Origin of the sequence: Lysinibacillus sp. A1 (assembly GCF_000801965.1) — a bacterium.
GTDB lineage: Bacteria > Bacillota > Bacilli > Bacillales_A > Planococcaceae > Lysinibacillus > Lysinibacillus fusiformis.
In genome coordinates, this window is sequence record NZ_JSZM01000010.1 from 42,772 (window position 1) to 69,231 (window position 26,460).

The window sequence follows — 26,460 nt, forward strand, 5'->3', positions numbered from 1 at the left end:
ATAATGGTCAACAGCAAACTGGAAGGAGCTGTTGAAGAAAAATGACGCATCCAGAAATGGCGTACTTAAACTTACTACAACATATATTAGAAAATGGCACGAAAAAAGAGGATCGAACTGGGACGGGTACATATAGCGTCTTTGGTTATCAAATGCGTTTTGATTTAAGTAAAGGATTTCCTCTTTTAACGACAAAGCGCGTACCTTTTAAGCTTGTCGCGAGCGAATTATTATGGTTCATTAAAGGGGATACGAATATCCGTTATCTATTGCAACATAATAATCATATTTGGGATGAATGGGCATTTAAAAAATGGGTTGAATCAGATGACTATACAGGACCAGATATGACCGATTTTGGTCGACGTTGTTTAGTGGATGACGCATTTAATACATTGTATCAGCAAGAGTTAGCCTCATTTTGTGAGCGTGTCCTAGCAGATGATGACTTTGCTCAAAAATACGGAGAGCTTGGCAATGTCTATGGCAAGCAATGGCGTCATTGGACAACTTCTACTGGGGAAAGTATCGACCAGTTGCAGGATGTCATTCATCAAATCAAGCATAATCCAGATTCACGCCGTATTATCGTCAATGCGTGGAACCCTGAGGATGTTATCAATGCAGGTGCGAAGGGCAGTAAAGCCGCATTGCCACCATGTCATGTCATGTTCCAATTTTATGTATCTAATGGCAAATTAAGCTGTCAGCTTATGCAAAGAAGCTTGGACACATTATTAGGCTGTCCTTTTAATATAGCTTCGTACGCATTGTTAACACATTTGATTGCACATGAGTGTGGATTAGAGGTGGGCGAATTTATTCATAGCATTGGGGACGCGCATATTTATGCGAACCATGTGGAACAAGTAAAAGAACAGCTTGCTCGGGAGCCAAAGGAACTACCAACGTTACACATCAATCCAAATAAAGCATCGATTTTTGATATCGAGCTTGAGGATTTATCAATCGAAGGGTATGATCCACATCCTGCTATTAAGGCTCCGATTGCCGTCTAACATAAGCAGCAGCCATTTTGGTTGCTGTTTTTTTGGCACTATAACTAGGTCAAAATATATGTTTTGCTAAATAGGCTAGTAGTTGGATGACTGATAGCTAGGAAGTTGATTATAGTAATTGTGGGATTGTTAGCATTATTTGGAATGGGTAGTCGGTCAAATTTATGGTAGAGGTGAAAGTTGTGAAGAAAACAATGGTCATTCAGGAAGTAGAAGAAAATGAGCAACAGTCCGATCATCTAGAACGAAAAAAGGTTTCCGAGCAACAAGCGCAGGACGCTAATACCTCCAATTTATCCCGGCAACAACTTTTCGACATGATGCAAGTGATTGAAGAAATCCGTATGAATGGCTATAAAGAAAGACTATAAATGTAAGCGCCTTCTAAGCTATAATGGCTGAGGAGGTGTTTTTTATGAACGTAATCTTTATAGATTCAGTCACGGGTGATGAATTATTACACATGGTATCACACGACGTGGCAGGTATACTTGCGGCAGTACAGGGGGAAAGCGTGACTTTTCCAGTAGGTCATTTTAAATATGAATTTCATAATTTAGATTTTTATGAGGACAATGGGCAAATACGCCAGGAACTAGTGATTTATGTCAATAAAATCTAATTGTATGTATAGATAAGTCAAGAAATGGAACTATAAAAGCAGGTAGCGAAAAGCAATGTGCTTGCTTTTTTATTTACCTGTAACTATAATAGTTACAACAGGTGGTGATACATATGGTGAACAGTCGATTTTCGGTGGCGATCCATATTCTTTCGCTAATTGCTACAACATCTGATAAAAGCTTACTTACGTCCGATTTTATCGCTGGAAGTGTAAATACAAATCCAGTGGTTGTAAGACGTATGATTGGTGTTCTGAAAAAGGCAGGCTTACTTTTATCACATTCAGGGGTTGCTGGGTATGAGCTTTTAGTGGAGCCAAAGAATTTAACACTTTTAGCAATTTATCAAGCAATCGATGGGCCAGAACAGCTTTTTGCGATTCACGATGAGCCGAATCCAGCGTGTGCAGTGGGACGAGAAATCCAACATACTTTGGAAGATGTGTACACATCTATTTGGCAGGCAATGGAAGCACAGCTACAGGCACAGACTTTGCAGGATGTGCTAGATCAGCTTCGTACTTAAGCGAAGATGATCTATCTGTATCTAACCTGTAACTAAAATGGTTACAACTATAAATTAAGGAGGAACATACAATGAAAATTGCTGTCATTGGTGCAACAGGTAAAGCAGGACAAAAAATAGTAGAGGAAGCGGTGCAGCGTGGTCATGAAGTAACAGCTATCGTTCGTTCTGCCGCAAAAGTAACAACAGCTATTCCCGTAATAGAAAAAGACGTGTTTCAATTAACAAAGGATGACGTAAATGACTTCGATTCAGTAGTGAATGCGTTTGGCGCACCAGCTGGACAGGAAGATTTACATGTGAAAGCAGGTCGTCATTTAATCGAAATTTTCGAAGGCATTGATACAAAATTATTGGTTGTGGGAGGGGCAGGTAGTCTTTTTGTAGACCCTGAAAAACAAATCCGTGTAATGGAAACACCTGATTTCCCAGCTATGTTCCTAGCAACTGCGCAAAATCAAGGACAAAATCTACAGGACCTACAACAATCTGCTATCCATTGGACATTTTTAAGTCCATCTGCATTTTTTGATCCAGAAGGTCCACGTACAGGTCACTATACAACAGGAGTCGATCATTTATTAGTAAATGAAGCTGGTGAAAGTTATGTAAGCTACGCAGATTATGCAGTGGCAGTATTGGATGAGCTTGAAAATCCTCAACACCAAAATAGCCGTTTTACTGTAACATCGAATAAATAATAGAAGAATGAATGAGCCAATAGAATGGACCTAATCGGTTATTCTATTGGTTTTTTTGATTCACAATGAAATTTTTAATGCCATCGTATACAGCTGCCTAATTATTTTGTATCGAACCTTTATCGGCTAATAATGCTAGGGCATTATTAAAATGTGCTCGGTTTTTAGCGATTTCTTTGCTTTTTTGAAGGATTTTTTTCGTTTACAGAAAAATGACTGTTTACAATACGACTTTTATTAGCTACTATCAAGTGTGAGTATTACATAAAAGGAGACGACAATGATGTCAACACAACGTATAGAAAAAGATTTTTTAGGTGAGCGCGTATTACCAGCAGAGGCTTATTACGGAATTCAAACGCTACGTGCAACGGAAAACTTCCCGATTACAGGCTACACAATTCACTCTTCACTTATTAAGGCGATGGGGATTGTGAAGAAAGCAGCTGCGTTAAGTAATATGGAAGTACACCTATTATCAAAAGAAATTGGTGAGGCAATTGTCGAAGCAGCACAAGAAGTAATTGATGGCAAATGGGATGCTGAATTCCTTGTAGACCCAATCCAAGGTGGAGCAGGTACATCCATCAATATGAATGCAAACGAAGTCATCGCCAACCGTGCCCTAGAAATTTTAGGGAAAGAAAAAGGTGACTATCATACAGTAAGTCCAAACAGTCATGTCAATATGTCACAATCAACAAACGATGCTTTCCCAACAGCCATTCATATCGCTGTGTTAAATTTAATAGATGAATTATTAGAAACGATGGATTATATGCAATCCGTTTTCCATCAAAAAGCAGAGCAATTTGCTCATGTCATTAAAATGGGACGTACGCATTTACAGGACGCAGTGCCAATTCGCTTAGGACAAGAGTTCGAAGCTTATTGCCGTGTCATCAACCGTGATATTGTCCGTATTCGTCAAACACGTCCAAACTTATATGATGTAAATATGGGCGCAACTGCAGTAGGTACAGGCTTAAATGCTTTCCCAGATTATATTAAATCTGTCGATGAGCATCTTGCAGAAATCTCAGGTTTACCATTAAAGGGTGCGACACATTTAGTTGATGCTACACAAAATACAGATGCTTATACAGAAGTATCGGGTGCGTTAAAAATTTGTATGATTAATATGTCGAAAATTGCAAATGACTTACGCTTAATGGCTTCTGGTCCACGTGCCGGCTTAGGGGAAATCCTTTTACCAGCTCGTCAACCAGGTTCTTCGATCATGCCAGGTAAAGTAAACCCTGTTATGCCAGAAGTACTGAACCAAGTGGCTTTCCAAGTGATTGGTAACGACCATACAATTTCATTAGCTTCTGAAGCAGGTCAATTAGAGTTAAATGTTATGGAGCCTGTATTAGTATTTAACCTAATCCAATCTATCAGCATTATGAATAATGTTTTCCGTGCGTTTACAGAAAACTGCTTAAAAGATATTGAAGCAAATGAAGAACGTATGAAAGAATATGTAGAGAAAAGTGTAGGGGTACTAACTGCCGTGAACCCTCATATTGGCTATGAAGTTGCTGCTCGTCTTGCACGTGAAGCAATTCTAACAGGTCGTTCAATCCGTGAGCTTTGTATTGAAGCGGGTGTATTAACAAAAGAACAACTAGACCTAATTTTAGATCCTTATGAAATGACACATCCAGGTATCGCTGGCTCAAGCATCATGAACTTAAAATAATAGTATGGACTGTAGATATGCCTTTGTGGCTGTCTATAGTCTTTTTTTATGCGATTATTAGAACTTTACTCATATAAAAGGGGGCTTTTTCTTATGTTTTTTAGGATTATTCAACTATAATAATGGTATGGAAGTAATATTTTAGTTGGGGGAATTTGTTATGAGTTTACGAAATAAGAGTTTACTTGGCTTTTCAGCTTTAAATGTGTTAATGATTATTATTTTATTTTTAGATTTGGCCAATGTAACAACATTAGAATGGCTTGCAACCGTTTTAACCATCTTGGGAATTGCCATTACACTTTCGTACACGGTCTATGTCCATTTTAAAGTGATACAGCCTATCAAACAGTTAACGGAGGCTGCACAAGGGATTACCTCAGGCAAATTGGATACAGTTGTCATTGAGGTACATGATAATGGGGAAATCTCTCAGCTAGCACAATCTTTTTTAAACATGAAAAATCAATTACGAACAATGACACAAAAAATTGCGAATAGCTCTACAGATTTATCGACAAGTATTGAAGAACTATCAGCAAGTACGAGTGAAATTACGCTAGCTGTGGAGGAAGTAGATCAGCAGATAGAGAAAACATCAGATGGCTTGAAGCAAGCTGCACAATCTGCTAGTGATAGTGCCCAGGCGATGCAAGAAACTGTCGATGGAATTGAACGTATTACCGTTGCTACACAGGATGTTTTTAGTCATGCCAAAGAGGCCAATGAAATTGCTGGAAATGGGGTAGCTATTTTACATGTAGCAAAGGAACAAATGCAATTTATTTCATCGTCAACTGACAAAACAAGTAGTTTGATGCAGCAACTATCCACTAAAATGTCGGATATTAAATCGATGACCGATATGATTACAGCAATTACTGATCAAACCAATCTATTAGCCTTAAATGCGGCCATTGAGGCTGCACGGGCTGGAGAGCATGGTAAAGGCTTTGCAGTAGTAGCAGAAGAGGTCCGCCAATTAGCTGAGCAATCGAAGCATTCTGCTACGCAAATTGTTGACTTAGTAGTAGGCATTGAACATGATACAAAACAAGTCGCTTCATCGGTGGAGGAGGATTTGAAAAATGTTCAGCAAGGTGTTTATGTCATTGATGAGGCGACAAAATCATTCGGGACGATCACACAGCATGTAAGTCGTATGAATAACCAGCTTGAAGACATTTCCGCAACAGCCGAACAGCTTTCCAGTAGCGCAAATGAAGTGGCATCAACGGTCATAACTATTGCGGATGGAATGGGCCGTTTATCGAATTACACAGAGTCTGTTTTGCAGTCAATGGATGAGCAAACTGCCTCCATGCAAGCTGTCAATCACGTCACACAGGATTTAAGTGTGCAAGCTGATAGTTTACAAAAGTTAACCAATCAATTCGGTGCTTAAGAGGCAAGTGGGGAATTTCAAGGGTTTTTAGCCCTGAAATAATGTTCCTAAACAAATAAATTTACAAGTTTTTTAGTATAATTTTATTGTCACTTTACTCCACATGATAAGAGGCTTTTTTACAGTTGACCAATTTTCTGTAAAATAAGCCTCTTTTTTTATGAGTTATTTATAAAACTTGTAAATTCACAGATAAATAAAAATGTTGAATTTTTTAATTTAGTTTCTTATAATGGACTAGCTGTTACCTCTATTACTCACTTCAACTATTGCAACCCGCGTTCGCCGGGTCAACAAGTCATTTCTATTTCTCTTCGCATATCCCTTGCGAAATCATAATTTGTAAGACAACAATTACATGCTAAAAAAAACTAAATGGTATTAAAAAGCTCATGCAATTGAAAGGAAGTATGCTTCGAAAAATATTATTGAAAGATAATTCTGAATATAGGAAAGAGAGAGATTGATTTGAAGCTATCACCAGTAGAACAAGAAAAACTACTCCTCCATGTGGCAGGAGAACTTGCGCTGAAAAGAAAAGCTCGCGGTTTAAAGCTAAATTATCCAGAAGCTGTTGCCCTTATTAGTAGTTTCATCATGGAGGGTGCTAGAGATGGAAAAACTGTCGCACAGCTAATGAGTGAAGCTAAGCATGTTCTGACAGCAGAGGACGTAATGGAAGGTGTCGGTGACATGATTTCAGATGTACAGGTGGAATGTACCTTCCCAGATGGGACAAAACTTGTCACAGTCCACCGTCCAATTCAGTAAAGGAGTGTTGGCAGATGATTCCTGGAGAAATCCGACCAAAAAATGGTGTGATTGAAATCAATGTGGGCAGGGCAACAAAAAAGGTTCTAGTAGCCAATACAGGTGACCGTCCGATTCAAGTAGGTTCACATTTTCATTTTATCGAAGTGAATAGATTTCTAGAATTTAATCGTGAAGATGCAATCGGTATGCATTTAAATATTCCATCAGGGACGGCAGTTCGCTTTGAACCTGGGGAAGAAAAAGAAGTAGAGCTTGTCGAATTTGGTGGGAAACAACATGTCTTTGGCTTAAATAAGCTAACAGAAGGGTCAACTCACCATAAAGATGAAATTTTAGACAAGGCAATTGAAGGTGGCTTTAAAGGAGCGGAAGAAAAATGAAGGTAACACATGAAGCTTACGCGAAAATGTTCGGTCCTACAGTTGGCGACAAAGTGCGTTTAGCTGATACAGATTTGTGGATCGAAATAGAGAAGGACTATACATCCTATGGAGATGAAGGTGTCTTTGGTGGTGGTAAATCATTGCGTGTTTCAATGGGGCAAAATGGTAAAAACACACGCAATGAAGGTGTGCTAGATACAGTCATTACTAACGTCATCATTATCGATTATACGGGTATTGTGAAAGCTGATATCGGTATTAAAGATGGCCGAATTATTGGTATCGGCAAAGCAGGCAATCCGAATAGTATGGATGGCGTCGATCAGGATATGATTATCGGCGTAGGGACAGAGGTTTATGCAGGGGAAGGGCTTATAGCAACAGCTGGTGCCATTGATACGCATATCCACTTCATAAGTCCCGATCAAGTTGAAACGGCCCTATTAGCAGGCACAACAACTTTTATTGGTGGCGGAACAGGACCAGCAGCAGGTTCAAAGGCGACAAGCCTAACTGCTGGTGAATGGCATCTACATCGCATGTTACAGGCTGTGGAAGGCTTTCCAATGAATGTTGGATTACTTGCTAAAGGTAGTGCCTCGGACCCAGCACCAATTATCGAGCAAGTTCGTGCGGGTGCCATCGGATTGAAGATTCATGAGGACTGGGGGGCAACACCTTCCGCACTGGATCAAAGCTTAACCGTTGCAGACGAGTACGATATTCAAGTAGCCCTGCACTCCGATACATTAAATGAAGCAGGATTTGTAGAAGATACAATCAATGCCATCGATGGCCGTGTTATTCATATTTTCCATACAGAAGGTGCTGGTGGTGGACACGCGCCTGACCAGCTAGTAATGGCATCTTTACCAAATATTTTGCCAGCCTCGACGAACCCTACGAAACCATTTACGACGAACACGATTGATGAGCATTTAGATATGCTGATGGTATGCCATCACTTAAAGCATGATGTGCCAGAAGATGTCGCATTCGCAGATTCACGTATCAGACCTGAAACGATTGCTGCAGAAGATATTATGCAGGACTTAGGAATATTGAGCATCATGTCTTCGGATTCACAGGCGATGGGTCGTGTGGGAGAGGTGACGATACGGACGTTCCAAACAGCCGACAAAATGAAAAAGCAACGTGGACCTTTGCCACAGGATGAGGGCAAGGAACACGATAATTATCGCGTCAAGCGCTATATGGCGAAGCTAAATATTAACCCAGCAATCGCACATGGTATTAGCCATGAGGTTGGTTCACTGGAAGAAGGAAAATTAGCCGATATTGTTTTATGGGAACCAGCGTTCTTTGGCGTAAAGGCTGAAGTGGTCATCAAGGCTGGTATTGCCGTTTATGGTATTACAGGTGATCCAAATGCATCTATTCCAACACCGCAGCCAATGAAAGGGCGTCAGACTTATGGCTTTTACGGACAAGGTCCTCAAAATTGTGGCATGACATTTTTACCGAAAATTGCGGTAGAAGAAGGATTGCCAGAAAAATTAGGCTTAAAACGAATGATTGGGACGGTTTCGAATTGCCGAAATATTCGTAAATCTGACATGAAGCTTAATAATGAGACGCCAGAAATTGATGTGAACCCAGAAACATATGAAGTAAAAATTGATGGTGAATTAGCAACATGCGAGCCTGTAGATGTACTACCAATGGCTCAACGATATTTCTTATTCTAAGCAATTAAAGTGAGAGTAACAGCCAATAAAAAGACAATGAGGTGCTAAACATATGTTAATCGAAAAAATTATTGGGAATATTGCCCACGAAGAAGAACATCAGCAAAAGACAACAGAATGGATTGAGCTAGAATGGGAGGAATTAAGCAAACGAATTCTTCGCACAGAAACAGATCAAGGTACAGACATTGCTTTACGACTAGAAGGCGATGAACCATTAAAATATGGTGATTTATTATTTGAGGATGATCACCTTCGTATAGCAATTCGTACAAAATTAGAGCCTGTCATTGTTATTACGCCCAAAGACATGCATGAAATGGGAAAATCAGCTTTCGAATTAGGAAATCGTCATACGCCTTGCCTAATTGAAAACAATGAAATCATCGTACGAGCAGATCATACGATAAATCCATTATTAGATGAAATAGGGGTGCACTATGAAACAACAGAAAGACGTTTCAAGCAGCCATTCAAATACCGTGGACACTCTCACTAATTTATCGATACTGCAACTTTTACAAATTCATGATTCGGCATTCCCAATAGGTTCATATACACATTCCTATGGTATGGAAACGTATATTCAAGAAGATCTCATTTGCACAAAGGAACAATTAATCGAATTTTGTCAGGGCTATTTATTTCATAATTTAGTGCACGGAGATGCGATTCTTATTCAAGAAGCATTCCATGCAGCAAAAGACAGAGATATTGCTCGTCTTACAGAGCTCGATGAACTTTGTGGGGCTATGAAACTTGCTAAGGAATCTAAAGAGGCGAGTGTCAATGTAGGGAAGCAATTTGTACGAACTGTGACACCGCTTATGGAATACCCCTTTTTATCGCAGTGGAAGGAGAGAATCGAGCGTGAAGAAGTAAAGGGACATTACGCCGTGCTTTATGGAATCTATTGCGAGGCGCTAGGTGTCAATGTCTTTCACGCAGTGATGACCTTTATGTATGCATCAATTAGCGGCCTAGTACAAAATGCTGTACGTGCAGTACCGTTTGGTCAGAATACAGGTGTCCAAGCATTGAATGAGCTATTGATTTCGGTAGAAGAAGCAGCGCAAACAGTGATGTCATTAACGATGGATGATTTAACGAATAATGCGTTAGGGATTGAATTGGCATCCATGAAACATGAGTTTTTATATTCCAGATTATTTATTTCATAGAAAGAGAGAGGATAACAATGAAACCAATCCGTATTGGTATCGGCGGCCCAGTTGGGTCAGGAAAAACATCTTTAGTAGATCAATTAACACGTGTGATGCATGAGCATTATCATGTAGCGGTTATCACAAATGATATTTATACAAGGGAAGACGCTCAATATTTAATAACGAATGGTGTTTTAGAGGAAGAGCGTATTATTGGGGTGGAAACAGGTGGTTGTCCTCATACAGCTATTCGTGAGGATGCATCGATGAATTTTGCAGCGATTGATGATTTAAATAAACGCTTCCAAGATTTAGATATTATTTTCATTGAAAGTGGTGGCGATAATCTATCTGCAACATTTAGTCCTGAGCTAGTGCATGGCTATATTTACGTAATTGATGTGGCAGAAGGACAGGATATCCCACGTAAAGGCGGTCCAGCGCTAACGCGTTCAGACTTACTACTAATCAATAAAACATCATTGGCGCCTCATGTTGGGGTTGATCTAGAAATAATGGATCAGGATGTGAAAAAAATGCGTGGTGGCCGTCCCTATATTTTTGCAGATGTTCGTTCACAAACGAATGTAGATAAGGTGGTTGAATGGATTCAGCACCATATGCTACTTGAAGGTGCCGAAGCTGTTGACAACCATGCTTAATCAACAAAAGATCAATCATTTCGGCAAATTAGAAATGGCCTTTGAGCCTAGGAGGGGCTATACACGACTAGTTCATGTGTATCAGCAGCCTCCCTTAAAGGCTAGCCGTGAATTATATGAAGGTAGTGATCCAACTGCCACAGTATTTTTGATGGAATCCTCTGGCGGAATGGTAGCGGGAGACCGCAATGAAATCAATGTCAAACTGGCACCCGAAAGCCGAGTAAGGCTTAAGCAACAATCAGCATTGAAAATCTACCCTTCGCATACAGGTGATCATTGTACCCAGGCTATTACGGTTGAAATTGCTGATAAGGCACGGCTAGAATGGCTTCCTGAAGTGACTATTCCTTTTGAACGAGCCAAGTTTCAAACGGATGCAACTATTCACATGAAGGAGAGCTCGACATTAATTTGGGGTGAAATTATTGCACCTGGCCGAGAAATGCGGGGAGAAGTCTTTGATTATCAAGACTACCAATCTAAATATAAGGTTTATGTAGAAAATAAACTTATTGCATTTGATTCCATCCATTTTAAACCACAGGAAATGAATTTTGCAGCACTTGGCTTGCTCGAAAAGGCACTCTATATCGGTTCCTTATGGATTGTGTCACCACTTGTGAATAATATAAACATGAGAGATTTACAGGCTTTGATTCAACAGGAGCAATCTCTTCAGGCAAGTGTAACAAAGCTAACAGATCAGGCGATTCATTGTAGATGGCTCGCCAAAGAGCAACGAACACTTCACAAGGAAATAAACCGTATGTTTGAACATATGACAGCATTACTGTAATTTCTGTTGTGATAAAGGAGATAGTGATTTGAAAAAGTTTTCAGTATGGATACTTCTAATAATACTTTGTCTTGCAGGCTGTACAAAAGAGTCCAGTCAAGGCGAGGAGAAACAGTCATCTGCTTCGACAGCTTCTCAGGCGAATGAGCTTGTTTTTGCTTCTGAGTCAGAGTTTGCAGGTTTAAACCCTCTTTTAGAGGAAACGAATTTGGATGCCTTTTTATTTAGAGGTTTGATGCGTTTCGATGAACAAAATGTACCTGTATTTGATATTGCTAAAAGTATTAATATATCAGATGACCAGATGACTTATACAATTGTGTTAAATGATCATGTGACATTTCATGATGGGCAGGCTTTAACAGTCGACGATATTATTTTCACCATCGAAAGTATTCTTGACGATGCAAACGGCTCCTATTTAAAATCTGATTTTATCCATGTGACGGGCATGAAAAAAATCGACGACACGACAATGACCCTCCAATTAGATGAACCATTTACGCCGATGCTAGACAAATTAACTGTGCCAATTTTGCCAAAGCATGCCTTCAAAGGACAGGAAATGAGAACTGCATCATTTAATCAACAACCAATCGGTGCCGGTCCTTATATGTTTGAACAATGGGATAAAGGGACAAGCTTGACACTCAAAGCATTTCCTACTTTTTATGGTACAATAGCTTCAATTGAACAAGTCATTTTTAAATTTATTCCTGATAGCAATGTGCGTGCCTTACAGCTAAAATCGGGTGAGGTGGATATTGCATTACTTGATCCAAATCAGGTTGAGGAACTATCAAAAGTAGAACATTTAAAAATGTACGAGGTTGAATCCGCTGACTATCGCGGCGTTCTATTCAATATGAAGTATCCGATTTGGAAGGATGTTTCACTAAGAAAGGCGATTAGCTATGCAACGGACCGTGCAGGCATCGTAAAAGGTATTTTACATGGCTACGGCACAGAAGCTTATTCGCCACTACAAAAACATAATTTTGTGAATGAAAAAATCGAACATTATACTTACGATGTAAAAAAAGCAAATGAGCTGCTCGAGCAAGCTGGCTGGCAATTAGCTGATGACGGTTTCCGCTATAAGGATGGTCAAAAATTAACATTTACCATTACCGCGCCGATTACTGATACTGTGCGTGTGAATATGGCCAATTATGTGGCGGAGGGCTATAAAGCTGTTGGGGCAGATGTGAAAGTGGCTGCACTGGATTGGAGCAATATTGTCATTGAAGAAACAGAAGCCTTTATGGTTGGATGGGGAAGTCCATATGATGCAGACCATCATACGTACAGCCTTTTCCATTCTGGAGAATCCAGTCTCACGAGTGCTGGCTATAATTACGGCAGCTATGCCAATGCAAAAGTAGACGCATTGCTAGAAGAAGGTCGAACTACGGTGGATCCTGAGCAACGTAAGAAGGTCTATATGGCATTGCAGGAGGAGCTAGCTCAAGACCCACCGTTTGCCTACTTTGCTTATGTGGATGCTGTCTATGGTATCGATAAACAGATTAGCGGTGTTAAAGAGCGAATTTTAGGTCACCATGGAGCAGGCTTCTTATGGAATGTCGAGGAGTGGAAATGGAATGATCGCTAAATGGCTTGGGAAGCGAGTGATAATGGGGACAATTGTCCTCATTATTGTGAGCTTCCTCTCTTTTTTCATGATGCATGCCGCTCCTGGCAATCCCGCAGCAGCTTATTATGGAGGTAATGCCCAAACATTAACGACAGCTGAGAAGGAACGTATTGAACAAGCCTTTGGACTCGATCAACCCGTACTCTTACAGTATGGGACTTGGTTGGGGGAAGCATTACAAGGTAATTTAGGGTACTCAGCTAAAGAAGGAAGACCTGTCTTGACGATTTTACTTGAGCGGTTACCGAATACGCTACAGCTCGTTATTTTAACGTTAGTCGTAGTAACCATTGCCTCTATTTGGCTTGGCTTACAGGCTGGCATGAGGGAGGGCTCATTACTCGACCGAGGACTTTCTATCTTTAGTATTGCTAGCTCCGCGATACCCCCATTTTGGCTAGGCATATTATTTATTATGGTCTTTTCCATAACATTAGGTTGGTTTCCGTCTTCGGGAATGAATGATGTGCGAGGTGATGGAGGGTTCGTGGATCGTTTATATCATATGGTACTCCCGCTAACAGTCCTCGTTATTTCCCATGTTGGCATATTTGCCCGTTTTTTGCAGGATAGTGTGAAAGTAGAGAATCATAGCTACTATGTACAAGTGGCACGTGCGAATGGAGTATCTGAACGTGAAATTCGAACTATGATTTTACGAAATGCTGTCATTCCTTATATCAACTATGTTGGTGTGACCATCCCATCATTTTTCGGAGGCTCCATTGTGGTCGAAACATTATTTGGTTGGTCAGGCTTAGGACAGCTTTTAGTAAAATCCGTCATGCTCAAGGATTTCCCCGTTTTGATGGGAGCTATATTGATCATAGGTGTGGTTGTGGTCATCTGTTTATTCGTCATTGATATTCTGATGATTGGCTTGAACCCTCGATTAAGAAGAGGGGGATTTGTATGAGAAAACAGCGAAAGTACCCGATCTTTTGGCTTGTGCTTTTAGCTCTCATTTGTACAACGACTATTTTTTCCTCATTATTAGCTCCTTTTGAGCCGAATGTGATGGATATGAATCAAATTTATCAAGCACCGAATGCTATCCATTTATTGGGGACTGACCAGCTAGGGAGAGATGTTCTTTCGCGCTTATTAGTCGGAGGAAAGGTGACGCTCCTCATTGCCACTGTGTCCGTTGTGCTATCTAGCATAATTGGCATCATTTATGGGGGCATAAGCGGATATTTCGGCGGTGTCATTGATGCTGTAATGATGCGTATTCTCGAAGCCCTTTTAACCATTCCCTCATTAGTGATCGTCTTAGCTCTACAGGCAATTATGCAGGGCAGTGTGTGGCGAATGGCGATGATTATGGGGATCACTGGATGGTTTGTTACGGCCCGTATCGTCCGCTCTGAGTTTATCCGATTAAAGGAACAAGAATTTGTGCAGATGGCGAAAATGTTCCGCACGCCTTTGTGGAAAATTCTCTTTGGGCATTTATTACGTAATTGTATCCCTGCGTTATTTGTGGTGACCATCTTTAATTTTGCTGGGGCTATTTTTACCGAAGTTTCCTTAAGTTTTTTAGGAATTGGTGTCCCACCAGCTACTCCATCATGGGGAACAATGCTGTACACAGCGCAAAATGATTTACTTGTAGGGGCTTGGTGGATAGGACTTTTCCCTGGGCTGTTAATTTTTATAACAATTTTATGTGTGCAAGTTATCGGAGGTACATTCAAACAAGAAGGGAGCCGATCGCATGTTTAAGGTTGACAATTTGGCTGTTCGCGTATCCGGCAAATCCCTTATTCAAGGTTTGACTTTTACTGTGCCTAAAGGGCATATTACCGCTATCATTGGCGAGAGTGGTAGTGGTAAAAGTACGACCCTTTCCGCTCTGCTTGGGATGCTGCCAGCACGAGCAAGTATGGAAGGCTCGATTTTATTTAATGAAAAGAACCTCATGGCCATGTCTGAACAGGAGCGTGTGGAGCTGCGGAAAAAGCATTTCTTTACCATTTTTCAGGATGCCACGAATAGTTTTTCACCAACTCAAAAAATGAAGCCGCAACTCTATCGGTTGACGGCTTCGAGGGTGGGACATAAGGAAGAGGAATTTTTAAGTAAAATCATGGCTATTTTAAAGGAATTAAACTTACCGGAGGATGTGCTACAACGCTATCCATTTGAGCTTTCTGGTGGTATGCTACAACGCTGCATGCTTGCCTGCGCCTTCTATAATGAACCCGATGTTTTAATGGCAGATGAACCGACCTCTGCTCTTGATATGCTCCATCAACAAGAATTTATCAAATTGCTAAAAAATCTTCATACCCGCCTTGGGACGACCATTCTATTCATTACGCATGATTTAGGGGTTGCTAAGATTGCTGATTCCATGCTGGTGATGAAAAATGGCGAAATTGTAGAAAGTGGACAAGTATCGGAAATTTTTAAGGAGCCCAAGCATCCATACACGAAGCGGCTTGTCGCTCATCATTTTTAGGAGGCGTTGACATTGTTGCTTCACGTTGATCAGGTGAATAAAAGCTATCGAGCAGGACAGCGAATATTGAAGAATATAAACCTAACAGTTGGAAAAGGTGAAATCGTAGGGCTTGTGGGAGAAAGCGGTAGTGGAAAAAGTACTTTGGCCAAAATAATTATGCAGCTAGAAAAGCCTGAAAAAGGGGATCTGTTTTTTGAAGATCAATTAATGACGAAGCAAAATCGCTCGTATTTTTATGAAAATTGCCAAATCATTTTTCAAAATGCTACGGCTGCCTTAAACCCCGTGTGGACCGTCAGGGAATTGTTACACGAGCCCATACAGTCGGCGCACAAGTCTTTCACGGACCGTGAACTACAAACAATGCTTGAAATGGTAAAGCTCCCATCAGATATTTTAGAAGCTCTGCCTTCTGAGTTAAGTGGCGGGGAGCGACAACGGGTTAATTTACTTAGATCGATTTTAGTCGAACCTCAACTATTAGTATGTGATGAAATCGTTTCGAGCTTAGACCGCTTGATTCAACGAGAGATAATCGATTTATTAATGACTTTAAATAAAGAAAAAAACATGGCGATTTTATTTATCTCGCATGATTTAAAGGCAGTTTCTTATTTGTGCAATCGCATATACGTGATGAAATCGGGTGAAATTGTTGATGAGAGCCGTAAATGTGAAGATGGCTTTGCTTTTACAGACAAGTATGCGCAAATGCTCTTTCAAGCCGTAGAAAACGAATAAAATGAAAATAAACCGAAAAACACTTTCCTTTCTTGAATGGAAGGTGTTTTTTATTCTTGTATCCATGATCTGAGTGGGGCGATCAAATCCTCAGAGAGCTATAAATTGTATGGCAAACCTTTACGTTCCTCAACGTACTATGTTGACCTACTTCCCCTAACCAAAGATGAAAGCCATATTGGCTTCCAGCCGTATCCATTACTTATACGTCAAATTGTGGGGCAGCCATATTGACAATTCCCTCATTTCTCACGGCTGTCGTCTTTCCTTCATGGGATAGGTTGAGAGAATCCTCTTCCTTATATTCTTTCATAAAAGCACTATGCACAGAGCCAAATTCAACGCTGTTAGAAATGTTGATTTTAGCCAATTTCCCACCTGCAAGCTCTTCATTCATACAGCCTAAAACAACAGAGGCTAAAAGGGACATGGCAATGAATCGGTGTGTTCGCAATAAGCCTCCTCCTTACACGATAATAATACAAAAATTTGGAGTCGTAGCTCGGTCCTCTTCATAATATAGTAAACAAATAAAAGCTGAAAGGGGATAAAGCATGGGTTTATTTGATGGATTAATCGGCAATGCAAGCGAGGTGAATTTTGAAAAATTACAGGAGGAGGTCAATGATTTACTAATTCCAAACGAAACTATTAAAAATGCCTATAAAATTATTAGAGACATATTTATTTTTACGAATAAACGATTAATCCTCATTGATAAGCAAGGAGTGACTGGCAAGAAAACGGAATATCATTCCATTCCCTATAAAAATATTGTCCATTTTTCAGTAGAAACGGCTGGTACATTTGATTTAGATGCTGAGCTCAAAATATGGGTATCAGGCAGTTCATTACCCATCCAAAAAAACTTCAATAAGGCGACCAATATTTATAAAGTGCAAAGTGTTTTAGCCCAGTATGTTTTAGGCTCAAATTAATGGTATACTATAGAAACAAAAGCAAAACACATCTAAAGCCCGCATATATGCGAGGCTTTTTTTGTTGTGCTTTGAAAGGGGGAGTAAGGATGGGAAAATTACCATGTGAAGGATGTAAGGGGCTGTGCTGTGGCCCGGTTCCAATTACGGAGAAGGAGCTGAAGGTTATTAAAAGGAGACTCCAATCAATGCTAGTCAAAATGCGTACAGAACTTAGACATCAGTAAAGATTTGAAGGGACATGCATTTTTTCAATATACAAAAAGATCGTTGTGGTATTCATTCAGCAAGACCAGAAATTTGTCGCATGTTTGGTTATTACCAAGAACTGGATTGCTTTAGAAATCCAGCAATAGCCACGAAAACAATGAAAAGTTCTACGTTAGAAAAGCATGTAGGCATTTTATCAATCGATTACAGATGGAAGGATTTTGACTAATTAGCTCCCTGTTAAAAGCCTTCTTTGAGGTGAAGCAACGATGACATGTCAGAGGTATTCATCAAAGAAAAAAGTTGCTCGTTTTTACTACCTTAGGTAAGATTATCCAAAGGGGGATTTTTATGTTGGAAGAAAAAAGAACATGTGAGGATATAAGAACTAAATTGATGCTCGATTTGCAAAGAATAGAGAAGGACGAGTATCAGTTGCGCGAAGGTGAGCAGCATCAAGATTTCTTCCCTTTGTTACTTCAATTTATCGGTGATCCTCAGCCAGAATTACGAGATAATCTCATTTATCCGATGTTTTATATGTGGATAAAGGAAGAGAATAGATTCAGTGAAGAAGAGTTACGTAGCCTCTTATCTGTTTTGACTGATAAGAACCATTTGTTTTATCATATCGGCAGCGAGGAGGATCAGTCAGTTTTTACAAGGACATTCTCTGCCTTGCCTATCGCTTTGATTGTCCAACGCCATAGACAAAATCCATTTTTCACTCAAGTGGAGATTGAGCAATTATTACATACAATGCTCCGTTACTATAAAGAAGAGAAGGATCTACGAGGTTACCTTTCAGAAGGAGGCTGGGCTCACAGCGCGTCTCACGGTGCCGATGTTCTTGCCGAGCTAGTGCAGTGTAAAGAGTGCAGCACCGTCATGCGGGGTGAGATTCTTGTCGCTATTTCTGAGAAGCTCGATAATGGTAGACATATTTTTAGCGATGAGGATGATGAGCGATTGGTCAACATCGTGGATGCTATAATTGTCAAGGAGCTACTTCCACATCAAGAAATCGCAGATTGGATTAGTAGCTTAGCGCAATGTTGCAATTTGCCGAGAAGTCGTAGTCAGGTGATTACCCGCGTAAACAACAAGAATTTTATACGTAGTCTCTACTTCAGAAGAGAACAAGAAAGCCGACAGAATGTGCTTCACACGGTCATGCTTGCTACGGAGGCAAAATTAAATAGATTTTCTATTCGTTAAAAGATCGTGGAGGCATTCCCAAAAGAAGTTGATACGCCACGACTTAAAAAGACAGCGAAAAAGACATTTAAAAGAGCGCCTAGTTTATACTAGAGCGTTTTTTTAAATTATTTTTCGATTTAATATCAATAATTAACTCCATATTCAATACTTCTGCAATCTTTTCTTAGTCAGATACAGTAATTTTTTTGTGAGATTCATAAATATTTAAGTAACCACCATATGAAGATGATACGACTATGTACATCAATGTTAGTGTGATTTTATTCAAGTGGGATGATGAAGCACGTTCAATCTGTAGGGGATTGGACAAAAAAACTAGAGGCGGCTACAATCGTCTCTAGTTATATTTTAATATTAATTTATGTGATTTAGACTCATAAATTTCGTAGCCTATTTCAACCATATGGTCCTTTGTCACTGTCACCTTACAATAGTAAGGGATTGCTTTTCCATAAGCATCTAGCGCAGGTATTTCTGTAAAGGAATATTGTTCATCCGTATCTATCATGTTAAACGTTGCTTCAGCAGATCGCCCGGAAGAAGAAACCTCAATCATACAATCCCCACGAATAACATCATAGTCTTTTTTAATAATATATTTTAGACTTGGTACGGTAACTATTAACAATAAAACACCTACTAAAAATGCAGCAACCGTCTTAGCTACCATTATAAATGGAAATTCTTTCTCGACATACATAAAAATAAATACGATAACTGCCATGATCACAAATAATAATCCTAGTATGACTACCAAATAATACAATTGTTCACTTCCTATGTATATCTATTAAACATTTCTTGTAGCTATTTTAAAGCTGACATTCATATAGTATCGTTCTTTTTATAACAACGTAAACAGGATTATTATTCCATTAAACAGGTCGTTTTTTAAAAACTATTCATTAGTAGAAAGGGGATGAATGTCATACAAGGTGCGAGATTTCTCGATATATTTTACAGTACAGTCGTAGGTTCCTTGTCTAACATCACTAAATTTATCAAAATCTCCCGTGAAATCGAGTTCGCCGTTAATGTCTACAAGTAGATCGTGGATTGCGGTTCTTCCGTTTGATTCAAACTCTCTTACGGTACATTTACCGGTAACTATTTGAAAATTGTTAGTTTGAATAGCAATAAAGTCTTCGATTGACCATACAACAAGAAACAAACATAGGACGCTAAAAAAAGATGCAGTTATTACAACCCCATAAAAATCCTTGTGACTGCGTTTATTCTTTATAAAAAAGATTAGGAGAGATGTGCATATGAGTAGCCCAATTAGTGGGAAGATGATGTCTAACAAAATATTATTTCTCCTTTTGAATAACATATAGGTTATTATTCTACAATTATTTTTAATTACTTACTAGTAGAAAATTTTTTGAAACAGTTTATTATAAGAAGAAACTCAATCACACAATGAAGTTATTAGAATGCAATAAGTACAAAGAAATCGAAGCGCTAATTGGTGCCCTCTGCTGCTCTGGCCTTACGCACAATTTTTTCTTTTTGAAGAACAATAGTTATAATATACACATTAATATTTGTAAAGATGGTGAAACGATGGAACAGATGCTAAAGGAAATAATGTCTCCAAGTAATCAATATAAAGTTGAAATTATAAAACGGAGAGATGGTCTTTTTACAACAGAAGTATATATGTGGCAAGAAGACTGCGGGTATGAATTTTGGAGTCCTATTAAAATAGGGTTGAGTTTGATTGAGACTGAGGAAGTAGCCGTAACATTAGCCATAGAACAATTAAGACAATACTCTGGTGAAATTATTACTCTATAGTTACATCACTCAAAACTTTCGCGTAGGGAGAATCATTGAATCGGGTAGGTGATTGTTTCAAGTCTTCTAAGTGACACTAGTTGTAGTTTGAACATTCCGAAATAAACAATAATAATATTATTATTCCGATTTAACTTGCGTTAGTTTTGCGTCAATGCTATTTCTCTGTATTCTAACTATACCGCAAAGTGCACCCAAATAGTATCAGTCGACTTTCTTTTGTTTTTGTAGAATCTATTACAGATATTTTAGCATGTAATTTTGCCGTATTAACGCATTATGGGGCAAAAGAATAACAAGTAAAAAGTGTCTCTTCAATTTGAGTTAAATAGACGGCAAGATAATAATAAAAAAACTGGAATATTTTATGTTATTTGACATCAGAAATAGACTACCTTACAATTGATTTTAATAGTCTATAAGGAATGTATAGTACACAGCATTCCTTCACAATTGAATAGCGTGTAGTAATAGGTGTAAATTGCGTGCAATTTGCTTAAAAGGGAAGTCGGTGTGAATCCGACACTGTCCCGCAACTGTAAATGTGAGCGACTTTTCAGCAACCACTGTCAAATGATGGGAAGGGGAAAAGTGGCGATGACCATGAGTCAGGATACCTGCCTAGTTACGAGTACACACCATAAACCTACGAGGAATAGGAGGTGGCATGTTGACAAAACAGAATGCTCTGTTCGTCACAGTACGTCAAACGCCCAAAGTTCATGAAAGGGTTCATTTTAGAACTCCTTCGCATTTACTTAGGGTTTGTTTGGCATTGTGTGATGAAGCACATTAAAGCGAAGGATTTCCTCAAACATAGTAGGAAGTCCTTTTTGTTTTGAAAATATGTACGCAAAGGGGATGCACATAGGATGAATATTCATGCAACGACAACACAGGAAACGCCTTTTGTAGATATGAAGATTTGTAAGCAGCCACGGACAGAAGTTGCCAAGAAAGCGAAAACAAGAATGGTGGTTGAATCACTAATAGATCAATTATTAGCAACGAGACTGATTCGCAACGATCGCTTTTTTGAGCAAATCTTATATAATAAAGACATTATTTGGATACAAAATGGGGAGGTAGAGGGCCATCTTTTTGCTCAGGCAACGTTAACGGATCAACTGAAAACGAAGACGAATAGCTTTATGATGTATATGCCAACCAACCCTATTGTTTATGAGGTGAATGGGGAGCAGTACCACTTAATTACACGCATTGATTCAACACGAGCAAAGCCTAATCTTGACCGTCTTTCACAGGAGCCCAATCCAGTGTTAAGTGCTGCACGTGTCAATGATTTATTGTGCTCGATTGTCATCCGTTTTTATGAAACGTATATGAACGATTTAGAGCAAATTCCTCATCAGGATAAACTAATCGCATTTGTGCAGCAGGAATACTCACAGTTTCTTCAAGCCGTTCAGGAATTAAATGATTATCACTTTAATTGGCATCCACGTGGGAACGGACACGAGCTATTATTAACATTAATTGATCAACTACAAATATTAAAAAGCCAGCCTGGAAAAGTAGTTATCGACTTCATGAATACACAAGGTTACGTGGTGGTTGAACCTGCCTATCCGGTGCACAAGCCTTCAAAGAAAGCTGTTGGTGCCATTTAAAAGCAAGCCCTCCATGAAGCGGAGGGCTTGCTTTATTATTTGTATAGATATTCTATCTTCATCTGAAGTACCAGTTCAACAGATTTGCCATGCTAGTACATGAACTTAACTCTGACAATGCATGGCTGCTTGCGCCTCTTGCCAAGGGACAGAATAGCCTTTACCTTTTGCACAAAAAATGCTGGAAGAACTGTATTCAGGGTCGGCATTTTTATCATAGCCTATTTGAGTTATTACTTCTTCTGCATTATGACACACATCATAGCCATCAAATTGGAGGGTAAGCGCACCTTTCCCATTTGTATAGGCGGCAAAAATCGTGCTATAGCTCATGAAGGTCGCTACTGGTGCACGTCCTGTTAATACAACGTCTGTTTCAGTGAGTACAGGGTCGTCGAAGGTGCCAGCAGCCTGTTGAATGTCGGTCATCATACGGCCGATAAAGTCATTGGAAGCCTTCATTTTAAAGCGATAATAGGGCTCAAGCAGGACGTTCTGTGCTTGTTCCAGTCCTTGGCGCAGAGCTCGGAAAGTGGCTTCTCGGAAATCACCGCCAGACGTATGTTCATTATGTCCACGTCCCGTTAAGAGCGTAAAATGAATATCTGTTACTGCGTAGCCTGTGAGTAAGCCATGATGATCACGTTCAAACAAGTGCTTTTCTACGAGGCGTTGGTTGCCCACTGATAAATCATCTGCATGACAGGCATTGCTAAAGGTAATGCCTGTCCCACGTTCATTTGGCTCCATTAATAAATGAATTTCTGCATAATGCTTAAGTGGTTCAAAATGTCCGTAGCCTGTAACGGTTGTCGCAATTGTTTCCATATATAATATTTGCGGCTCCCCAAAAGTGATGTTTAGTGTAAAGCGCTTCAATAATACTTCAATCAGGACCTCTAACTGAATGACACCCATTATATGCACATGGATTTCCTGAAACTTTTCCTGCCATACGACACGCAATGATGGCTCCTCGGCCTCTAGTAGACGGAAAATCTTTAATACTTCTTTAATATGTTGCTCACCCTCGTATTGAACTTTTGCCTGTAATGTAGGGACAAGCTCATAGGGTTGTGATAGCCTGTTACTGCCAATGTGATCGCCAATGTTTGCCTGGCTGAGTCCTTTAACAGCGAAGATTTCACCGGCCTCAACATGCTGAACAGTTTCAAATCGACTGCCGTTATAAAGACGAATTTCTGTTACTTTCTCTGTAAGGTCTCCAAACGTAAATTCATCTCGAACATGTAATTTTCCTGTTAAAGCCTTGATGAATGTTAGACGCTGATGGCCATCATGTCGTATTTTAAAGACTTCTCCTTGAAACGGTGCTTCCGGCGCGAAGTGAGTACCCGTTATGAGTGGAAGTTGAGCAATCAATTCTTGAATGCCTTCATCTTTTAATGCCGAACCAGTAAAGCAGGGGAAGGCGGATTCATTTTTAATCATCGATTGTAGCTGCTTCATACACAGACCATGCTCCAAAGTTTCATTCAAAAAGGCATCCAGGAGATTTTCATCACGCTCCGCTAGCCATTCCATGATTGTGCTCGAAACATAATTCTCCTGAAGTGGTTCATCGACGAATAATACATGTTCCGAGAAATCTTTATGGAGCTGGGTCATCACAGCCCTTACATCTGCTCCGTCACGATCTATTTTATTAATAAAAAAGAATGTAGGGACATGATAGTTTCGTAAAAGCTGCCATACCGTTTCAGTATGACCTTGAATACCCTCTACTGCACTAATAATAATGATGGCATAATCCATGACACGGATGGCACGCTCCATCTCTGGGGAGAAATCGACATGTCCTGGTGTATCAATCAGCGTATATGTATCGTCGCCAATAGTCATGCGTCCTTGCTCGGCAAATATCGTAATGCCCCGTTTGCGCTCAAGCTCATGATTATCTAAATAGGCATCCTGATGATCGACACGTCCCCGCGCTTGAATACTATTTGTATGAAAAAGCACTTGCTCAGAAAAGGTTGTTTTTCCTGCATCAACATGAGCAAGAACCCCAATCGTCTTGTACATAATATATCCTCGTTTCTATAGGTAGCTATCTTCTCATTGTATCAGAATACTAGCACAACTATATCTTGTAAAATGATTCGTCTTTTTGTCGAAATAGTGCTAATATAATGATGATTATATTTTTTGCATTCTATTACTGATTTAGAATTAACGCATGAACTGCTAGTCTATCAATAGCATAAATAGAACATATTGGTGCAAATGGCCTTAGTCATTTGCTTAAAAGGGAAATCGGTGTAATTCCGATGCTGTCCCGCAACTGTAAATGGGGAGTCTATACAGCATGCCACTGTAGTTTTACTATGGGAAGGCGTATAGATGATGAACCTAAGCCAGGATACCTGCCAGTATATGTATGTTAACTAAGAACCACGAGGATGGGGATAGTGATAAAGGTACTAATACCGTTTTTTCACTATGCAACTCTCTTGGCGACAAGAGGGTTTTTTTATGCCCTTCCAATTATCCTAGTAGCAAAGAAGTCTCTGATTTCTTTCTATATTTATGACAACAAAGGAGAAAAGGACATGAAAAAATGGAGAAGTATTTGGCTAGTCATGGTCATCGCCTTAATCGCTGTATTAGGAGCGTGTGGCGCAAAGGACAAGCCTGAATCAGCAACACAAACTGAAAAAGTTGAACCGTCTGAGGCGACAGCATCTGAGATCATCATTGAAAATAATGAAACTACCCAAACCTATAAGGAAGCACCTAAAAAGGCCATTAGCCTAAATCAGCATGTAACAGAAATTATGCTTGCATTAGGCTTAGAGGATTCCATGGTAGGGACAGCTTATTTAGATGATAAAATCTACGAGCCACTTCAAGCAGCCTACGATAAAGTTCCAGTTCTTTCAGATCAATATCCAACAAAGGAGCAAGTCATTGATGCCGAGGCAGATTTCTTGTATGCAGGCTGGAAAAGTGGCTTTGGTGAGAAAGGTGTTGGAACACCAGAGGAGCTTGAAGAATTAGGAATTCATACGTATTTACATACGGCTTCCAATATGACAAAGCCAACATTAGAGGATATTTTCACGGATATTCGTCATATCGCGGAAATATTCCGCGTGGAAGATCGCGGTGAAGCATTAATTGAACAGATGACAAAAGATGTCGAAGAAATTCAAGCGAAATTACCAAAAGACAGTGAAAATTTACGTGTGCTAGTCTTTGACAGTGGTGATAAAGATGTATTCACGGCTGGTCAAAATTTTATGAATGAGCTAGTAACAATCGCTGGTGGTCAAAATATCTTTGGAGATGTGGAGTCAGGATGGACAACGGTATCCAAGGAAGATGCAGTAGATCGCAATCCAGAGGTGGTGGTTGTCATTGATTATGGTGAAACAACTGCTGAACAAAAGATAAAATTCTTAAAAAATGATCCAGCGTTGAAGGAAATGGAAGCAGTCAAAAATGATCGTTTTGTCATTCTTCCACTTTCAGCGGCATCCGAAGGGGTACGTGCTGCAGCGGCCATTCAAATTTTAGCCAAGGGCTTCTACCCTGCCAACTTTTAAAAACATTCGAGCTAGCGCTTTGCTAGCTCCTTTTTCTTAAGGAGCGATAACAATGAATGCATTTCGTCAAAACATACCAGATAAAACGTTCGAAACTCTAAATCAGCAAGGTGGTTATACACGATTAGTGGTAAGCCCTGGCATTATTAATAAGCATTATACGCCAGCCCAGTTTCAAAAAATAGCTGAAATTGTAGGGGAGAAGGGGGCCATTAAATATTCGGCCTCCTATAGCATATTATTATCGATCCCCTCTAGCGAACTGACAGAAGCGACCCATGCCTTACAGGAGGCTGGACTGTTTGTTGCTTCCTCAGGACCTCATATTGCCATGAAGGCATGTGATTTTTGTGATGGTGAAAAAATGGAGGCAGTTCCTCAAACAGAACAACTCTATCAGGCATTGGACGGTATAACTGTGCCTACAAGAATACGAGTCAATGTGAATGGCTGTGCATCGGCTTGCTATAATCCTACATATGATGATATTGGTTTAGTCTATCAGCATGAGAGCTTTGATGTTTATTTAGGAGCCATCCCTATGGGGGCGAAGGCACAGGCGGGTACTCTCTTCGCGAAAAGGGTAGGGATTGATCATATTGAGGATTTTTTGCTACAAATCATTCGTCTCTATCAGAACCAAGCTCGTTCCAATGAACCTTTTTATAAGTTTTATCGCAGAACAAAAATGAATGCTGATTGGGAACTAGTAAAAAAATCGATAGAGTTGCAGGAATAATACTTAGGGTGTCGAAAT

General features: G+C 39.7%; 30 protein-coding genes and 2 riboswitches. Of the genes, 26 read left to right on the forward strand and 4 right to left on the reverse strand.

The genetic code is table 11. The annotated features are described in order from the left end of the window. Nucleotides 1-41 precede the first annotated feature (41 nt). The 19 genes from PI85_RS07420 to PI85_RS07510 all read left to right on the forward strand — a co-directional run bounded on the left by PI85_RS07420 (nt 42) and on the right by PI85_RS07510 (nt 16,334). Nucleotides 42-1,019: a thymidylate synthase gene (locus PI85_RS07420; RefSeq protein WP_008174863.1), complete on the forward strand. Its 978-nt coding sequence runs from the start codon at nt 42-44 to the stop codon at nt 1,017-1,019. Between the two features lie 182 nt (nt 1,020-1,201). Continuing rightward, the gene (locus PI85_RS07425) at nt 1,202-1,390 is read left to right on the forward strand and encodes a hypothetical protein (RefSeq protein ID WP_036127901.1); all 189 of its coding nucleotides are present in this window, start codon (nt 1,202-1,204) and stop codon (nt 1,388-1,390) included. A gap of 44 nt (nt 1,391-1,434) precedes the next feature. Further along, a complete protein-coding gene (locus PI85_RS07430) occupies nt 1,435-1,641 on the forward strand; it encodes a hypothetical protein (RefSeq protein ID WP_036125607.1) in 207 nt (68 codons plus the stop codon). Nucleotides 1,642-1,754: 113 nt separating this feature from the next. Continuing rightward, nucleotides 1,755-2,168, forward strand: coding sequence for an Rrf2 family transcriptional regulator (locus PI85_RS07435; RefSeq protein ID WP_025117200.1), 414 nt, complete (start codon nt 1,755-1,757; stop codon nt 2,166-2,168). Between the two features lie 71 nt (nt 2,169-2,239). Next, complete coding sequence (locus tag PI85_RS07440; protein WP_036125609.1) at nt 2,240-2,869, forward strand: NAD(P)-dependent oxidoreductase; 630 nt, start codon at nt 2,240-2,242, stop codon at nt 2,867-2,869. A 280-nt stretch (nt 2,870-3,149) separates the two neighbouring features. Continuing rightward, nucleotides 3,150-4,571, forward strand: coding sequence for an aspartate ammonia-lyase (gene aspA / locus PI85_RS07445; RefSeq protein ID WP_008174855.1), 1,422 nt, complete (start codon nt 3,150-3,152; stop codon nt 4,569-4,571). 160 nt (nt 4,572-4,731) lie between these two features. After that, nucleotides 4,732-5,976, forward strand: a complete 1,245-nt coding sequence (locus PI85_RS07450; RefSeq protein WP_036125612.1) for a methyl-accepting chemotaxis protein — start codon at nt 4,732-4,734, stop codon at nt 5,974-5,976. Between the two features lie 468 nt (nt 5,977-6,444). Beyond that, nucleotides 6,445-6,747 carry an urease subunit gamma gene (gene ureA, locus PI85_RS07455; RefSeq protein ID WP_012294325.1) on the forward strand — a complete coding sequence of 101 codons (303 nt, stop codon included), beginning with the start codon at nt 6,445-6,447 and terminating at the stop codon, nt 6,745-6,747. Nucleotides 6,748-6,761: 14 nt separating this feature from the next. Then, a complete protein-coding gene (locus PI85_RS07460; protein ID WP_008174848.1) occupies nt 6,762-7,130 on the forward strand; it encodes an urease subunit beta in 369 nt (122 codons plus the stop codon). Beyond that, complete coding sequence (gene ureC, locus PI85_RS07465; protein WP_008174846.1) at nt 7,127-8,842, forward strand: urease subunit alpha; 1,716 nt, start codon at nt 7,127-7,129, stop codon at nt 8,840-8,842. The genes PI85_RS07460 and ureC overlap by 4 nt, the downstream gene beginning before the upstream one ends. A 52-nt stretch (nt 8,843-8,894) precedes the next feature. Further along, nucleotides 8,895-9,341 (forward strand): urease accessory protein UreE, encoded by a 447-nt coding sequence (locus PI85_RS07470; RefSeq protein WP_008174845.1) that lies wholly within the window; start codon nt 8,895-8,897, stop codon nt 9,339-9,341. Then, a complete protein-coding gene (locus tag PI85_RS07475; RefSeq protein ID WP_235213713.1) occupies nt 9,283-10,023 on the forward strand; it encodes an urease accessory protein UreF in 741 nt (246 codons plus the stop codon). The genes PI85_RS07470 and PI85_RS07475 overlap by 59 nt, the downstream gene beginning before the upstream one ends. Before the next feature lie 17 nt (nt 10,024-10,040). Further along, complete coding sequence (ureG, locus tag PI85_RS07480) at nt 10,041-10,670, forward strand: urease accessory protein UreG (RefSeq protein ID WP_008174842.1); 630 nt, start codon at nt 10,041-10,043, stop codon at nt 10,668-10,670. Then, the gene (locus PI85_RS07485) at nt 10,663-11,469 is read left to right on the forward strand and encodes an urease accessory protein UreD (protein WP_036127906.1); all 807 of its coding nucleotides are present in this window, start codon (nt 10,663-10,665) and stop codon (nt 11,467-11,469) included. The genes ureG and PI85_RS07485 overlap by 8 nt, the downstream gene beginning before the upstream one ends. A gap of 28 nt (nt 11,470-11,497) precedes the next feature. Beyond that, complete coding sequence (locus tag PI85_RS07490; RefSeq protein WP_036125616.1) at nt 11,498-13,084, forward strand: ABC transporter substrate-binding protein; 1,587 nt, start codon at nt 11,498-11,500, stop codon at nt 13,082-13,084. Beyond that, nucleotides 13,074-14,042: an ABC transporter permease gene (locus PI85_RS07495; RefSeq protein ID WP_036125618.1), complete on the forward strand. Its 969-nt coding sequence runs from the start codon at nt 13,074-13,076 to the stop codon at nt 14,040-14,042. The genes PI85_RS07490 and PI85_RS07495 overlap by 11 nt, the downstream gene beginning before the upstream one ends. After that, entirely contained in the window at nt 14,039-14,851 is an 813-nt protein-coding gene (locus tag PI85_RS07500) for an ABC transporter permease (protein ID WP_036125620.1), read from the forward strand. Before PI85_RS07495 ends, PI85_RS07500 begins: the two co-directional genes overlap by 4 nt. Then, entirely contained in the window at nt 14,844-15,590 is a 747-nt protein-coding gene (locus PI85_RS07505) for an ABC transporter ATP-binding protein (protein WP_036125622.1), read from the forward strand. Before PI85_RS07500 ends, PI85_RS07505 begins: the two co-directional genes overlap by 8 nt. Nucleotides 15,591-15,602: 12 nt before the next feature. Then, entirely contained in the window at nt 15,603-16,334 is a 732-nt protein-coding gene (locus PI85_RS07510) for an ABC transporter ATP-binding protein (protein WP_036125625.1), read from the forward strand. A gap of 202 nt (nt 16,335-16,536) precedes the next feature. On the opposite strand, the gene PI85_RS24845 is transcribed toward PI85_RS07510, so the two are convergent. Then, the gene (locus PI85_RS24845) at nt 16,537-16,788 is read right to left on the reverse strand and encodes a hypothetical protein (RefSeq protein WP_052323485.1); all 252 of its coding nucleotides are present in this window, start codon (nt 16,786-16,788) and stop codon (nt 16,537-16,539) included. A 100-nt stretch (nt 16,789-16,888) separates the two neighbouring features. On the opposite strand from PI85_RS24845, the gene PI85_RS07520 reads away from it, so the two are divergent. The 3 genes from PI85_RS07520 (at nt 16,889) to PI85_RS07530 (ending at nt 18,700) form a co-directional block, all read left to right on the forward strand. Next, nucleotides 16,889-17,272 carry a PH domain-containing protein gene (locus PI85_RS07520; protein ID WP_008174827.1) on the forward strand — a complete coding sequence of 128 codons (384 nt, stop codon included), beginning with the start codon at nt 16,889-16,891 and terminating at the stop codon, nt 17,270-17,272. 89 nt (nt 17,273-17,361) lie between these two features. After that, nucleotides 17,362-17,499 (forward strand): hypothetical protein, encoded by a 138-nt coding sequence (locus PI85_RS25195; RefSeq protein WP_318527364.1) that lies wholly within the window; start codon nt 17,362-17,364, stop codon nt 17,497-17,499. Nucleotides 17,500-17,878: 379 nt separating this feature from the next. Next, nucleotides 17,879-18,700 carry a DUF2785 domain-containing protein gene (locus tag PI85_RS07530; RefSeq protein ID WP_200886559.1) on the forward strand — a complete coding sequence of 274 codons (822 nt, stop codon included), beginning with the start codon at nt 17,879-17,881 and terminating at the stop codon, nt 18,698-18,700. 340 nt (nt 18,701-19,040) lie between these two features. On the opposite strand, the gene PI85_RS07535 is transcribed toward PI85_RS07530, so the two are convergent. Both PI85_RS07535 and PI85_RS07540 read right to left on the reverse strand, forming a co-directional pair. Next, nucleotides 19,041-19,469, reverse strand: coding sequence for a hypothetical protein (locus PI85_RS07535; protein ID WP_036125629.1), 429 nt, complete (start codon nt 19,467-19,469; stop codon nt 19,041-19,043). A 132-nt stretch (nt 19,470-19,601) separates the two neighbouring features. Further along, nucleotides 19,602-20,009 (reverse strand): hypothetical protein, encoded by a 408-nt coding sequence (locus tag PI85_RS07540; protein ID WP_036125630.1) that lies wholly within the window; start codon nt 20,007-20,009, stop codon nt 19,602-19,604. Nucleotides 20,010-20,269: 260 nt separating this feature from the next. Here PI85_RS07540 and PI85_RS07545 point away from each other — a divergent pair, with 260 nt between their 5' ends. Together PI85_RS07545 and PI85_RS07550 are read left to right on the forward strand one after the other, a co-directional pair. Next, the gene (locus PI85_RS07545) at nt 20,270-20,503 is read left to right on the forward strand and encodes a hypothetical protein (RefSeq protein ID WP_036127909.1); all 234 of its coding nucleotides are present in this window, start codon (nt 20,270-20,272) and stop codon (nt 20,501-20,503) included. Between the two features lie 455 nt (nt 20,504-20,958). Beyond that, nucleotides 20,959-21,143, forward strand: a riboswitch (cobalamin riboswitch). Nucleotides 21,144-21,375: 232 nt separating this feature from the next. Further along, entirely contained in the window at nt 21,376-22,134 is a 759-nt protein-coding gene (locus PI85_RS07550) for a hypothetical protein (protein ID WP_036125632.1), read from the forward strand. 105 nt (nt 22,135-22,239) lie between these two features. Here the strand turns inward: PI85_RS07550 and PI85_RS07555 are convergent, their stop codons facing one another. Continuing rightward, on the reverse strand, nt 22,240-24,180 hold the full coding sequence (locus PI85_RS07555) for a translation factor GTPase family protein (RefSeq protein WP_036125633.1): 1,941 nt from the start codon (nt 24,178-24,180) through the stop codon (nt 22,240-22,242). 176 nt (nt 24,181-24,356) lie between these two features. After that, nucleotides 24,357-24,544: riboswitch (cobalamin riboswitch) on the forward strand. A gap of 163 nt (nt 24,545-24,707) precedes the next feature. Here PI85_RS07555 and PI85_RS07560 point away from each other — a divergent pair. Both PI85_RS07560 and PI85_RS07565 read left to right on the forward strand, forming a co-directional pair. Further along, nucleotides 24,708-25,703 (forward strand): ABC transporter substrate-binding protein, encoded by a 996-nt coding sequence (locus tag PI85_RS07560; RefSeq protein WP_036125635.1) that lies wholly within the window; start codon nt 24,708-24,710, stop codon nt 25,701-25,703. 52 nt (nt 25,704-25,755) lie between these two features. After that, complete coding sequence (locus PI85_RS07565) at nt 25,756-26,442, forward strand: precorrin-3B methylase (protein ID WP_036125638.1); 687 nt, start codon at nt 25,756-25,758, stop codon at nt 26,440-26,442. Nucleotides 26,443-26,460 lie beyond the last annotated feature (18 nt).

Coding starts and splice junctions, on each gene's coding strand:
- PI85_RS25195 (WP_318527364.1), top strand. CDS start 17,362: ATGGGAAAATTACCATGTGAAGGATGTAAGGGGCTGTGCTGTGGCCCG.
- PI85_RS07430 (WP_036125607.1), top strand. CDS start 1,435: ATGAACGTAATCTTTATAGATTCAGTCACGGGTGATGAATTATTACAC.
- PI85_RS07565 (WP_036125638.1), top strand. CDS start 25,756: ATGAATGCATTTCGTCAAAACATACCAGATAAAACGTTCGAAACTCTA.
- aspA (WP_008174855.1), top strand. CDS start 3,150: ATGATGTCAACACAACGTATAGAAAAAGATTTTTTAGGTGAGCGCGTA.
- PI85_RS07440 (WP_036125609.1), top strand. CDS start 2,240: ATGAAAATTGCTGTCATTGGTGCAACAGGTAAAGCAGGACAAAAAATA.
- PI85_RS07550 (WP_036125632.1), top strand. CDS start 21,376: ATGAATATTCATGCAACGACAACACAGGAAACGCCTTTTGTAGATATG.
- PI85_RS07495 (WP_036125618.1), top strand. CDS start 13,074: ATGATCGCTAAATGGCTTGGGAAGCGAGTGATAATGGGGACAATTGTC.
- ureC (WP_008174846.1), top strand. CDS start 7,127: ATGAAGGTAACACATGAAGCTTACGCGAAAATGTTCGGTCCTACAGTT.
- PI85_RS07530 (WP_200886559.1), top strand. CDS start 17,879: ATGCTCGATTTGCAAAGAATAGAGAAGGACGAGTATCAGTTGCGCGAA.
- PI85_RS07560 (WP_036125635.1), top strand. CDS start 24,708: ATGAAAAAATGGAGAAGTATTTGGCTAGTCATGGTCATCGCCTTAATC.
- PI85_RS07460 (WP_008174848.1), top strand. CDS start 6,762: ATGATTCCTGGAGAAATCCGACCAAAAAATGGTGTGATTGAAATCAAT.
- PI85_RS07435 (WP_025117200.1), top strand. CDS start 1,755: ATGGTGAACAGTCGATTTTCGGTGGCGATCCATATTCTTTCGCTAATT.
- PI85_RS07475 (WP_235213713.1), top strand. CDS start 9,283: ATGAAACAACAGAAAGACGTTTCAAGCAGCCATTCAAATACCGTGGAC.
- PI85_RS07450 (WP_036125612.1), top strand. CDS start 4,732: ATGAGTTTACGAAATAAGAGTTTACTTGGCTTTTCAGCTTTAAATGTG.
- PI85_RS07420 (WP_008174863.1), top strand. CDS start 42: ATGACGCATCCAGAAATGGCGTACTTAAACTTACTACAACATATATTA.
- PI85_RS07555 (WP_036125633.1), bottom strand. CDS start 24,180: ATGTACAAGACGATTGGGGTTCTTGCTCATGTTGATGCAGGAAAAACA.
- PI85_RS07470 (WP_008174845.1), top strand. CDS start 8,895: ATGTTAATCGAAAAAATTATTGGGAATATTGCCCACGAAGAAGAACAT.
- PI85_RS07545 (WP_036127909.1), top strand. CDS start 20,270: ATGGAACAGATGCTAAAGGAAATAATGTCTCCAAGTAATCAATATAAA.
- PI85_RS07485 (WP_036127906.1), top strand. CDS start 10,663: ATGCTTAATCAACAAAAGATCAATCATTTCGGCAAATTAGAAATGGCC.
- PI85_RS07500 (WP_036125620.1), top strand. CDS start 14,039: ATGAGAAAACAGCGAAAGTACCCGATCTTTTGGCTTGTGCTTTTAGCT.
- ureG (WP_008174842.1), top strand. CDS start 10,041: ATGAAACCAATCCGTATTGGTATCGGCGGCCCAGTTGGGTCAGGAAAA.
- PI85_RS07520 (WP_008174827.1), top strand. CDS start 16,889: ATGGGTTTATTTGATGGATTAATCGGCAATGCAAGCGAGGTGAATTTT.
- PI85_RS07505 (WP_036125622.1), top strand. CDS start 14,844: ATGTTTAAGGTTGACAATTTGGCTGTTCGCGTATCCGGCAAATCCCTT.